Origin of the sequence: Corallococcus sp. 4LFB (assembly GCF_046520365.1) — a bacterium.
GTDB lineage: Bacteria > Myxococcota > Myxococcia > Myxococcales > Myxococcaceae > Corallococcus > Corallococcus caeni.
In genome coordinates this window covers 1-11,224 of sequence record NZ_JBKGHJ010000278.1, presented here as the reverse complement: position 1 = coordinate 11,224, position 11,224 = coordinate 1, and the positions used below count along the sequence as shown (strand labels likewise).

The 11,224-nt window shown below is 69.5% G+C and carries 11 protein-coding genes; 4 read left to right on the top strand and 7 right to left on the bottom strand.

The annotated features are described in order from the left end of the window. The 4 genes from ACLEQD_RS26265 to ACLEQD_RS26250 all read right to left on the bottom strand — a co-directional run. Positions 1-1,205: type IV pilus twitching motility protein PilT (locus tag ACLEQD_RS26265; protein WP_410387709.1), on the bottom strand; the 1,205-nt coding region annotated here is incomplete at its 3' end. Between the two features lie 143 nt (positions 1,206-1,348). Continuing rightward, a complete protein-coding gene (gene rpsI, locus ACLEQD_RS26260) occupies positions 1,349-1,750 on the bottom strand; it encodes a 30S ribosomal protein S9 (RefSeq protein WP_120526842.1) in 402 nt (133 codons plus the stop codon). Positions 1,751-1,759: 9 nt separating this feature from the next. Further along, entirely contained in the window at positions 1,760-2,206 is a 447-nt protein-coding gene (rplM, locus tag ACLEQD_RS26255) for a 50S ribosomal protein L13 (protein WP_120526843.1), read from the bottom strand. Between the two features lie 181 nt (positions 2,207-2,387). Further along, on the bottom strand, positions 2,388-4,454 hold the full coding sequence (locus tag ACLEQD_RS26250) for an ATP-dependent helicase (protein WP_410387708.1): 2,067 nt from the start codon (positions 4,452-4,454) through the stop codon (positions 2,388-2,390). Between the two features lie 34 nt (positions 4,455-4,488). Here ACLEQD_RS26250 and ACLEQD_RS26245 point away from each other — a divergent pair, with 34 nt between their 5' ends. Further along, entirely contained in the window at positions 4,489-5,049 is a 561-nt protein-coding gene (locus ACLEQD_RS26245; RefSeq protein WP_171433104.1) for a hypothetical protein, read from the top strand. A 26-nt stretch (positions 5,050-5,075) separates the two neighbouring features. Next, a complete protein-coding gene (locus ACLEQD_RS26240; protein WP_410387707.1) occupies positions 5,076-5,573 on the top strand; it encodes a caib/baif family protein in 498 nt (165 codons plus the stop codon). Between the two features lie 33 nt (positions 5,574-5,606). Here ACLEQD_RS26240 and ACLEQD_RS26235 read toward each other — a convergent pair whose 3' ends face one another. Both ACLEQD_RS26235 and ACLEQD_RS26230 read right to left on the bottom strand, forming a co-directional pair. Next, the gene (locus tag ACLEQD_RS26235; protein WP_410387706.1) at positions 5,607-6,785 is read right to left on the bottom strand and encodes a class I SAM-dependent rRNA methyltransferase; all 1,179 of its coding nucleotides are present in this window, start codon (positions 6,783-6,785) and stop codon (positions 5,607-5,609) included. Between the two features lie 8 nt (positions 6,786-6,793). Continuing rightward, a complete protein-coding gene (locus ACLEQD_RS26230; RefSeq protein ID WP_410387705.1) occupies positions 6,794-7,801 on the bottom strand; it encodes a metallopeptidase family protein in 1,008 nt (335 codons plus the stop codon). Between the two features lie 397 nt (positions 7,802-8,198). Here ACLEQD_RS26230 and ACLEQD_RS26225 point away from each other — a divergent pair, with 397 nt between their 5' ends. Next, the gene (locus ACLEQD_RS26225; RefSeq protein WP_410387704.1) at positions 8,199-9,524 is read left to right on the top strand and encodes a DUF5953 family protein; all 1,326 of its coding nucleotides are present in this window, start codon (positions 8,199-8,201) and stop codon (positions 9,522-9,524) included. Between the two features lie 39 nt (positions 9,525-9,563). Here the strand turns inward: ACLEQD_RS26225 and ACLEQD_RS26220 are convergent, their stop codons facing one another. Beyond that, positions 9,564-9,941: a helix-turn-helix domain-containing protein gene (locus ACLEQD_RS26220; protein WP_410387703.1), complete on the bottom strand. Its 378-nt coding sequence runs from the start codon at positions 9,939-9,941 to the stop codon at positions 9,564-9,566. A gap of 231 nt (positions 9,942-10,172) precedes the next feature. On the opposite strand from ACLEQD_RS26220, the gene ACLEQD_RS26215 reads away from it, so the two are divergent. Beyond that, the coding region (locus ACLEQD_RS26215) for a serine/threonine-protein kinase (protein WP_410387702.1) at positions 10,173-11,224 on the top strand (1,052 nt) is incomplete at its 3' end.

Below are 11,224 nucleotides of genomic sequence, written 5' to 3'. Positions count from 1 at the left end.
GGCACCGGCGCGGGCGTGGGCGCCACGGGGGCCGCCTGGGCGGGCGCGCCCTTCTGCGCGAAGGACGCCGAGCCCGGGATGGGCCGCTCCTCGCCGGCCTTGGCGTCGAAGGCGTCCCACTTCGAGTCGGACGTGCCGCTGATGCCGGAGAAGCGCAGCGCGAAGTCGTCCGGGTTGCTGGCCTGGCGGTGGGCCTCCTCGTAGGTGACCAGGCCGTTGCGCACGAGGCTCATCAGCGACTGGTCGAAGGTCTGCATCCCGTAGGAGTCCGTGCCCTGCGAGATGGCGTCGTGGATCTCCTTCGTGCGGTCCTTGTCCTCAATCAGCTCGCGCACGCGCGCGGTGACGCGGAGGACCTCCACCGCGGCCACGCGGCCCTTGCCGTCCGCGCGCGGCACCAGGCGCTGGCTGACCACGCCGCGCAGCACGCTGGAGAGCTGCAGGCGCACCTGCTTCTGCTGGTGCGGGGGGAACGCGGACACGATGCGGTTGACGGTCTCCGTGGCGTCCAGCGTGTGCAGCGTGGACATCACCAGGTGGCCCGTCTCCGCGGCGTGGAGCGCCGTTTCGATGGTCTCGTGGTCGCGCATTTCGCCCACCAGGATGACGTCCGGGTCCTGGCGCAGCGCGCTCTTGAGGGCCTGCGAGAAGCTCATCGTGTCCACACCCACTTCGCGCTGGTTCACGATGGAGCGCTTGTCGCGGATGAGGAACTCGATGGGGTCCTCGATGGTCATGATGTGGTTGGTTTCGTTGGAGTTGATGTAGTCGATCATCGCCGCCAACGTGGTGGACTTGCCGGAGCCCGTGGTGCCCGTCACCAGCACCAGGCCGCGCTCCTCGCCGCACACCTTCTCCAGCACCGTGGGCAACAGCAGGTCCTTCATCGTCATCACCTTGAAGGGGATGACGCGGAGCACGGCGCCCACCGTGCCGCGCTGCTGGAAGACGTTCACGCGGAAGCGGCCCAGGCCCGGCACGCCGTAGGCCAGGTCCACCTCGTTGCTGACCTTGAACTTCTCCTTCTGGAACTCGTTCATGATGCCGAACGCCATGCGCGCCACCTCTTCCGGGGGCAGGCGGCGGCCGTCCTTGAGCGGCACCAGCGAACCGTCCACGCGGAACATGGGCGGCAGGCCCGCCTTCAGGTGGATGTCGGAGGCTCCGCCGCGCAGGGCGATCTGCAGGATTTCGTTGAGTTCCATGGGAGGGCCCGGATGGTAGCAGAACGCCCGCGCCCGTCGCGACGGGGCCGGGCCCACCCGCTTGCCCGCAAAGCACGACGGCGGAGGCTTCCCGAAGGAAACCCCCGCCGAAGAGCGGCCGGACAGCTGGCCGGCAAGCGTGCTTAGCGCTTGGAGAACTGGAACCGACGACGGGCGCCGGGCTGGCCGTACTTCTTGCGCTCGACCGCGCGGGCATCGCGGGTGAGGAAGCCGGCCTTCTTCAGCGCCGGACGGAACTCCGGGTTGAAGGCGCACAGCGCGCGCGCGATGCCGTGACGGATGGCACCGGCCTGGCCGGAGAGACCGCCGCCGCGCACGTTGACCGTGACGTCGAGCTTGCCCTTCTGCTCCAGGATCTCCAGCGGCTGGTTGAGCACCATCTTCGACGTCTCACGGCCGAAGTACTCGTTGATGTCGCGGCCGTTGATGACGACGGCGCCATTGCCGGGACGCACCCAGACGCGAGCGGTGGCCTCCTTGCGGCGGCCCGTGGCGTAGAAACCGAGTTCAGGATTGATCGCCATGGTTGTTCCTTACGCCTCGACCTTGTACGCCACCGGCTTCTGCGCGGTGTGCGGATGGGTGTCACCAGCATACACCTTGAGCTTCGTCATCATCTGACGGCCCAGGGCGCTGCGGGGCAGCATGCGGCGCACGGCGTTGAGGATGACGTCCTCGGGGTGACGCTGGCGCAGCTTCTGGAGGTTGGTGATCTTCAGGGCGCCCGGGAAACCGGCGTACGGGTGACGGTAGTACAGCTTGTCCGTCTCCTTCGTGCCCGTCACCTTCACCTTGTCGGCGTTGATGACGATGACGTGGTCACCCGTGTCGATGGACGGGGTGTACGTCGGCTTGTGCTTGCCCTTCAGGAGGGTGGCGATCTGACTGGCGGCGCGACCAAGCACCTTGTCGGACACGTCGATGACGTGCCACTGGCGCTTGATGTCCCCAGCCTTGGCGCTGTAGGTCTTCTGCGACATTTCGTGCACTCCAGACTTCGGCGCGGCGCCCAGGTGCATGCCAGGGGCCGCGTGCTCGTGCGAAACCAACCGCGGGTCCTCCGCCTAAACTCCGACAGAAGCCCGGAAAGGCTGACCCTCCTAGTAGGACGGCGGGATCAAGTCAAGGTTGGGCGTACAGGGGAGGCCGTCGTGGAGCCAGTCAGGGCGCTCGGCCAGGGGGGCCCGGGCCTGGCCCCCCGGCGGCGGGCTTCTTGAAGCGCTCCTTCAGGTTCGCGAAGAAGTTCTTCTCCTTCTCGTCCGGAGGCCCTTGACGCGGCGCGTCCATGTCCACGACCTCGAAGGCGTCCGGGGGCAGGTCCTCCAGGAAGCGCGAGGGCGTGCGGGGCACTTCCTTGCCGCGCTTCACGCGCACGGTGGAGCGGGTGAGGTAGAGCAGCTCCTTGGCGCGGGTGATGCCCACGTAGCAGAGGCGGCGCTCCTCCTCGAGGTTCTGCGCCTCGCCCTGCATGCCGCCGTGGGGCATCAGGTCCTCCTCCATGCCGATGAAGAAGACGAGCCGGTACTCCAGGCCCTTGGAGGCGTGCAGGGACATCAGCGTCACGCGCTTGTTCTGCCCGGGGATTTCCTCCTCCTCCTGGCGCGTGTCCAGGCTGAGGCGGTTGAGGTACGTGAGGAGGCTGGCCTTGGGGCCCTCGCGCTTCTCGAACTTCTCCAGCGACGCGAGCACCCCGTCCACGCCCTTGAGCTTCTTGTCCGCGGCGGTGCCGGAGACGGCCTTGGCGCGGGTGGCCTCCCGGAAGCCGATCTCCTCCAGCAGCTTGTGCGTGGCCTCCGACAGGCGGGGCGTCTGGGTGAAGGCTTCGCGGTAGCGCTCCACCATCTCCACGAACTCCAGCACCTTGCCGCCCGCGCCCGCGGGCAGGTCCTCGTAGGTGTCCGCGCGGCGCATCACCGTCCAGAGCGTCACGCCCTCCGCGCGCGAGTGCGCGTGCAGCCGCTCCATGGTCACGTCGCCGATGCCTCGCGAGGGCACGTTGACGATGCGCATGAGGGAGATTTCGTCCAGCTTGTTCGCCAGGACCTTGAAGTACGCGATGACGTCCTTCACCTCGCTGCGGTCGAAGAACTCGCTGCCGCCCACGACCTCGTAGGGGATGTTCTTCTCCCGCAGCATCTCCTCCACCGGGTGGGCCTGGCCGTTGGTGCGGTAGAGCACCGCGATGTCGTCCGCGGGGATGCCCAGCGAGAGGTGCTTCTGGATTTCGTGCGCGATGAAGCGCGCCTCCTCCTCGTCATTGGGGCACGCCACCACCTTCACCAGCGGACCGCCCTTGCGGTCGGTCCACATGCGCTTGTCCTTGCGCTCCGGGTTCTTGGCGATGACGGCGTTGGCCGCGTCCAGCACGCGCTGGGAGGAGCGGTAGTTCTGCTCCAGCCGCACCTCCTTGCCGCCCGGGAAGTGCTTGTCGAAGTCCAGGATGTTGCGCACCTCCGCGCCGCGCCAGGAGTAGATGCACTGGTCGTCGTCACCCACCGCGCACACGTTCCTGGACGTGCCCGCGAGCAGCTTGAGCAGGTCCAACTGCGCGTGGTTGGTGTCCTGGAACTCGTCCACCAGGAGGTACTGGAAGCGGGCCGTGTACTTGCGGTGCAGGTCCGGGTGTTCGCGCAGGAGGCGCGCGGGCAGCACCAGCAGGTCGTCGAAGTCCACGGAGCCCTGCGCCTTGAGCGCGAGCTGGTAGTCCGCGAAGACCATGGAGGTGATGAGGTCGTAGTCATCCCCCATCCCCTCCGGCCTGGGCTGCGGCGTCTCCCCGGAGTTCTTCGCCTTGGAGATGAGCGTGAGGACCTTGCGCGCGTCGAAGGCGCGGTCGTCGATGCGCTTCTCGCGCATGGCGCGGCGGATGATGGACAGCTGGTCGCCCATGTCCGCGATGGCGAACTTCCTCGGCCAGCCCAGCCGGTGGATGTCCTCGCGCAGCACCTCCGCGCCGAACGCGTGGAAGGTGCACACCAGCACGCCCTGGGCGCGGGGCCCGGCCATGTGGATGAGCCGCTCCTTCATCTCCGTGGCGGCCTTGTTGGTGAAGGTCACCGCCAGGATGTTGCGGGCCATGATGTGGTTCGGCCGCTCGTTGAGCAGGTGGACGATGCGGTGGGTGATGACCCGCGTCTTTCCACTGCCCGCGCCCGCCAGCACGAGCAGCGGGCCCTGGAGCGTCTCGACGGCCTCGCGCTGAGGAGGATTGAGCTTCGAAAGGTCCATTGCGCGCGGGCCAGGGATACCCTTTGATTCGTTCGTGCGCGACTATTTCCTCCGGCTGGCCATCGCATCGCTCGCGCTCGGCGCGGGCGGCGGTTGCCTTGACGACGAGCGCACGACATCTCCCACCCCGCGCGACGTGGTGACGACCGCCGCACCGTGCGTGTACTTCAAGGACCTGGCGCCGTTCCTGCCGGAGTCGCTGGAGGGCTTCACGGTGGGCTCCACCGCGGGCTCCACAGGGAAGTACGGCGAGGTGTCCGTGTCGGAGGCGGAGCGGACCTACACCCGGGGCGAAGGCCGCGAGGTGAAGGTGCGCATCGTGGACACCACCATGGGGCTGAAGCTGGGGCAGGCCATCCGCGAGGCGGCGCAGAAGGCACGCGGGCGAGCAGCCAGCGACCCCACGGCGCCCATCCAGTGGAAGGAAGCCGTGGGCTTCGTGCGCTATGACGCGGAGGAGGCCGTCGCGGAGGCGAACCTCCTGGTGGGCGACCGGTTCGTGGTGGCCGTCACCAGCCGTGGCTTCCCCAGCACCGTGGAGGTGCGGCGGGTGGCGCGCGGCATCGACCTGGCCGGGCTCGCCCGGCTGCAGTGACACGAGTCCAAGGAGCGTTTGTGGCGGTGAAGGACAAGGGGCCGCGGCCCCAGACGACCCAGGAGCTGCTGGAGCAGGAGAAGGCGGCGCGCCAGGGCGTGTCGTCCCTGGGCAAGCGCGAGTTCATGGACCAGTTCCAGAAGCTCTCCAAGAGCTACGCGGTGGACCCGGGCAACCCCGGCTCCTACGCGTGCGAGGGCTGTCAGCGCTGCGCCAACTGCATGTTCTGCAAGGACTGCGACAGCTGCCACCAGTGCACGCACTGCACGCGGTGCGAGCTGTGCACCAACTGCTCGCACTGCGTGGAGTGCAAGAACTGCCACGCGTGCGCCTACTGCGTGCAGAGCGAGAACTGCTCCAGCAGCGCGTACGTGGTGCTGAGCAAGAACCTGCAGGACTGCAACTACTGCTTCGGCTGCGTGGGGCTGTCCAAGAAGGACTTCCACATCCTCAACGTGGGCTTTTCCCGCACGGAGTACTTCAAGGTCGTGGGCCGGCTGCGCAAGGAGCTGGGCATCCCGTAGCGGTGCCAGCCCCCTGCCCCACCGCGCCCTGTCCTAAAGGGCGCGGACGTAGAGGGCCTTGAGGTACTCCGTCTCCGCGAGGCCCGCGAGCACCGGGTGGTCCAGGCCGGCGCCGCGCCGCTCCAGAATCTGCACCGGGCGCTTCGCGTCCGCGGCGGCGTCCAGCACCATGGACTCGAAGCCCTGGCGGTCCAGCTTCCCCGAGCACGAGCACGTCACCAGCAGGCCGTCCGGCTTGAGGCAGCGCAGGGCGCGCAGGTTGAGCTCGTGGTAGGCGCGCAGCGCGGTGGCCAGGCCCTCGCGGCGCTTGGCCAGCCCCGGCGGATCCAGGACGATGGTGTCGAAGCGGCGGCCCTCCTGGTCGAAGCGGCGCAGCACGTCGAACGCGTTGCCGTTCTCCACCTTCACGTTGGCGCGGCCGTTGGCCTCCGCGTTGGACTGGATGCGCGAAGCGGCCTTCGCGTCCTGCTCCACCGCGAGCACCGACGTGCAGTGCTTCGCGAGCGCGAGCGCGAAGCCGCCGTGGTAGCTGAAGCAGTCCAGCGCCTCTCCCCGGCCCAGCTCGCCCGCGCGCAGGTGGTTGTCCACCTGGTCCAGGAACGCGCCCGTCTTCATGTCGCCCAAGAGGTCCACGTCGAAGCGGTTGTCGCCCTCGTGGTAGGTGAAGCGCGCGCTGCCCTCGCCGTGCAGCAGGCGCACTTCGCGGGGCAGGCTCTCGAAGTCGCGGCCGGAGGCGTCGTCGCGGCACACCACGTGGCTTGCGCCCGTCCTCTCCACCAGCGCGCGCGCGAGCATCTCCTTGCGCGCGTCCATGCCCTCCGACAGCGTCTGCACCGTGAGGCCCTGGCCGTAGCGGTCCACGAAGAAGCCGGGCAGGAGGTCCGCCTCCCCGTGCACCAGGCGCAGGCCGTCGCGGCCCGGCAGCACCGCGCGGCGGGCGAGCGCGGCCTCCACGCGGCGGATGAAGAAGGCGTCGTCCACCTTCTCCTCGTTGGGGCCCTTGCGCGTGAGCAGCCGCAGCGCGAGCGGGGAGCGGCGGGCGTAGAGCGCCTGGCCGATGGGGTTGCCCTGCGGGTCCACCACCGCCACCACCGCGCCCGGCGTGTCGGTGGCGGGGGGCTCGGTGAGCTCCGTGCGGTACACCCAGGGGGTGCCGCGACGCAGCGTCTTGGCGCCCTTGAGGCTGACGCGGGCGGTGGGAAGGGAAGGCATGTGGGGGCTCACTCCAGGCCGCGCGCGGCCAGTTCCTCGTCGTCTTCCCCTCGCAGATGCCCGATTTCATGGAGCAGTGTCACGCGAATCTGTTCGCGCAGCTCCTCGGGCGTGCGCACCGCGCGGGCCAGGTTGCGCCGGTAGAGGGCCACCGAGCGGCACGGCGTCTCCGAGCCGTCGCACGGCTCCTGGAGGGACGGGCCCCGGAACAGGCCCAGGATGGTGGGCGACAGGGGCGGCTGGTTGGCGAGCAGGTCGTCCTCGGAGGGAATCTCCTCCGTGGCCACCGGCACGCCCTCCAGGTCGCGGCGCATGTCCTCGGGCAGGTCCGCCAGCGCGCGCGTCACCTGGGCCTTGAACTCGTCCGCGGACGGCAGGGGCGGCGGGGGGAAGTCCTCGGGCTCCAGCGCGCGGGCCTTCTGGAAGTGCTCCTCCGCCCTGGCCCACTGGCCCTCGCGCTCCAGCAGGAGGCCCAGGTGCTGGTGCGCGTGCGCCGCGCGCTCCTTGTCCTTCAGGAGCGACGCGAAGGCCGCCCTGGCCTCGCGGAAGCGGCACAGCTCGAAGAGGGCCAGGGCCTTCTCGTACTTCGCCTCGTGGTTGTCCGGCTCGCGGGCGAGCACGATGGCGGCGCGGTCCAGCGCCTGGTCCGCCTGCCCCAGGTCGTTGAAGGCCATGGCGGCCACCAGCGCCAGCGAGGGCACGAGCTCCGGGGGCGTGGAGGGCTGGGAGAGGCCCCGCTCGGCGTAGAGCGCGCCCAGCTCGTCCCGCTCTCGCGTGGAGGGCAGCTGCACGGCGTACAGGTGCGCGGCGCCCAGCAGCGCGTCCGCGGACACGGACAGCACGTCGCACAGCCGCCGCAGGTTCTGCGCCCGGGGCAGCAGCTTGCCCCGCTCCATCCGGCTGTAGACCTCCATGGCGATGCCCACGCGGTCCGCCACGTCCGCCTGCGTGAGTCCCAGCCGCAGCCGCGCGTCGCGGGCGGCGGCGCCAAACACCGTGTTCAGAGTTCCATTCACCTGGGAGGGCACCCCCAAAACCTTGCACCTCTCCCCCGGCGCGCAAGTTTTCGGGGCCGGGGCCAGGAGCGTGGCGGGGCAGGCCCTGTCCGAGGGATGCAGGTGGCGCGGGGAGCTTGGTTATTCCAGCTATCAAGCTTATCCAAGGATGCTGTCATGCTCCCCCGTGGCCGGCATCGACCCGCGACGCGCTGGCTCACTTGAAAGAACGTGACCATGCGACCGCGCGCCTGCGCCGCACTCCTGCTCCTGCTTTCGGCGTGCGCCACCTCGGCACCGGCTCCAGGAGAGCGCGTGTCCCGGAACCCGAGGTTCGCCAACCTCCAGCGAGCCGCCACGCTGCCGTGGACTGACGGGGGACGGTGCGTCGTGCGTGAGGCGTCCCAGCCCTGGCCCCGTGCTGGTGGAGAAGTGCTATCGGACCCTCGACCGTGACCGGCTCGAGTTCCACGACACCACGGGAAGATGCACCGTGGCCTCGGCGGATGCCGCGTCCGTGGGACTCGGGTTCTGCGTGCTGGCGGCTCCCGAGATCGCCGTGGGGGCCGTCATCGTGCTTGGCGTGGTGGTGGTCGGCGTCGCCATCGCGGAGGCGTTGGACGCGTATGAGCTGCGGCATGCCTACCCCGAGGAAGCTGGGGCCTCACGAGGAGCGAAGGTGTCCTCCCGGGAGGCCGAAGCGCAACGCAAGCCCAGGCCGGAGCCCGAGCCAGCCGGGCAGGACCGACAGCCTCCGGTGCCGCCAGTGCCCGTGGACCGGACGGGACGCGCCAGCTGCGAACCTGTTCCCGTGCCCCACGCGGGCGAGGACGACCCGCATAACGAATGTGCCGACCAGTTCCCACCCAACCGCTATCCCGGGATGGACGTGCTCGTGGGCGGTGTGCGCTTCGATGCGCTGCAAGTCGGCGTGCGCAGGCTGTGGGAGATCAAGACCCATCGGTATCGTTGTTACGGGATGCAAGAGATGATCGCCCGAAGCCCACTGATCCTCAGCGTCTATGCGCCTGGCCTTACGGAGGGAGATGACCGCGCAATCGCCGCCGCACATGGCTTGGAACGCTCGCTGCCTGGATTGCGTCTGGAGTCGGTGATTACCGAGGCTCGAAAGCTTGCAATATTGCCACGGCGCGAAGAATGGCTCTCCCAGGCGTCGGCCCGAGGAGAATTCCCCCTGGTATGCAATGGCGACGAGAACTTCCCGGTGATGATCAGCGGGCTGACGACCCCCGCAGCCCAAGCGCCAGCCCGCCAGCCGTTACTTGAGGTCCAAGCGGAGTTGCCATTGGACTCGGCCGTGATTGCATTGGCCGCCAATGTCATTGAGGCTGTAGGCAACGGCGTGCGCGCGTTCTGGGGGCATGCAACACCAGACGCCGCCGCGCTGGACATCGCGTATCAGACCGCCCCCACGCTGGACGGCCCCCCGTCCCCACGCCGGGGCCTGCCAGCCCTCAAGCTCTTCGAGCACATTCGCGCGCCCGAGATTCCCTATTACCTCGGGTGGATGAACTACTGGTCGGCCGCCGCCGCGCAGGCCATCGGGTTCCCGGACCCGGCCCGCGACGCCGAGCTGCTTTCACGGGCGCGGCGCACGGCATCGGGCGGCTGGGTCGTGCAGCTCACCGACGCGCCGCTCGACCTGGACAACCCCGCCCACCTGGACACGCTCAAGCGGACCTATGAGCGCTTCCCGGAGATCGGCGGACGCGCAGCGCCTTGACCTCGAGCAGGGGGCCCGGACGCCGCGGGGATTGAACGACTAGCGCTCCCGCAGCGCGAGCGCGCCCTGGATGATGAGCCCCATGGCCTTCAAGGCCTCTTCATCCAGGGGCCTGAGCGCGCGCACCAGCCGGCGCAGGGAGGGCGGATCCTCCTCGCGGTCCGCGAGCGCCAGCGTGCGCGCCTCTTCCGGAGGCAGGGGCCCGTCCAGCCCCAGGAGCGTGTCCGCGCGGATGCGCAACACCATGCACAGCCTGCGCAGGGTGGTGGAGCTGGGCAGCACCCGCCCGCGCTCCATCCGGCTGTAGACCTCCATGGCGATGCCCACCTGGCTGGCGACGTCGCCCTGGGTCAGGCCCTGCCGCTCGCGGGCCTCGCGCGCCGCGGTGCCCACCGTGATGGCCAGCTCCTCGTTCATTGCCGCTTCCCCACCCCTGGCCGGAGCGTGTCTCCCATGAAGTCAGGTGTCCGGCATCCTACCTGACACGGCACCAACACTACCCCAAGGGGCATCCGCCATGCTATGGACCTGAGAGGTCTAATCCGGCCTTTCTCCCATGCATCCTCCCAGCCAAGTCCTCCCTCTCCCATTGAACCCCCCACGTCCTGAAGAAGCCTGGCCTGTCCCGGGCGAAGGAGGCGCCCCGCGATGAACCTGGAGGGAGGACATCCGCTGCTGCTCCAGCCCCAGGAGGTGGTGGGCAGCTTCCGGCTCCTGAAGCGGCTGGCCACCGGGGGCTACGGCACCGTGTTCCTGGCGGAGACCGGGGGCTTCCACGTGGCGCTGAAGTTCGCGCTCCAGGGGCCGCAGGACTCCGAGGAGGGCTCGCAGGTGGACGCGCGCACGCTCAAGGAGGTGAGCGTGCTGCACCGCATGACCCACCCCAACGTGGTGGCGCTGCGCGGCTACCACCGCTGGCCGCACCCGCGCACGGGCTACCTGTTCCTGGTCATGGACTACGTGGAGGGTCCCACGCTGTCGGACTGGGCGGTGGAGGCGAAGCCCACGGCGCGGCAGGTGGCGCGGCTGTTCGCGGAGCTGGCGCTGACGCTGGACTTCATCCACCGCGCGGGCGTGCGCCACCGCGACATCAAGGGCAGCAACATCATCGTGCGCGCGTCGGACGCGCGGCCGGTGCTGGTGGACTTCGGCTCCAGCGACCACGCCTGCGCCCCGGCCATCACCGACGGCCGGCCCCCGCCGGGCACGCCCAGCTACCGCAGCCCGGAGCTGTTGCGCTACTGGCTGAACAACCCCAAGGGCATGGCCCGCTACGTCTACCAGCCCACGGACGACCTCTATTCGCTGGGGCTCACGCTCTTCCAGGTGCTCACCGGGGACTTCCCCTATCCGCCGGACCTGCCGGCCGCGGCGCTGCTGGGGGGAATCCAGACCATCAAGGGGAGGTCCGCGCGCTCGCTCAACCCGCGCGTGCCCCGCGCCCTCAATGACATCTGCGAGCGGCTGCTCCGCCAGGACGTCAGCCAGCGCTACCAGATGGGAACGGACCTCTACACCGACCTGAGCGCCGCGCTGGAGCGCGCCCCGGCCAGCTGGGACCGGCCGCTGTTCAACGCGCCGCCGCCGCACGAGGCCGTCACGGAGGAGTCCGACGCGTACTTCGACGGCAACGAGGAGGCCCGGGAGCTGCGCCGCTGGGCCCGCGCCTACGAGCGGCGCGTCCCGGGGGCCCGCCGCAC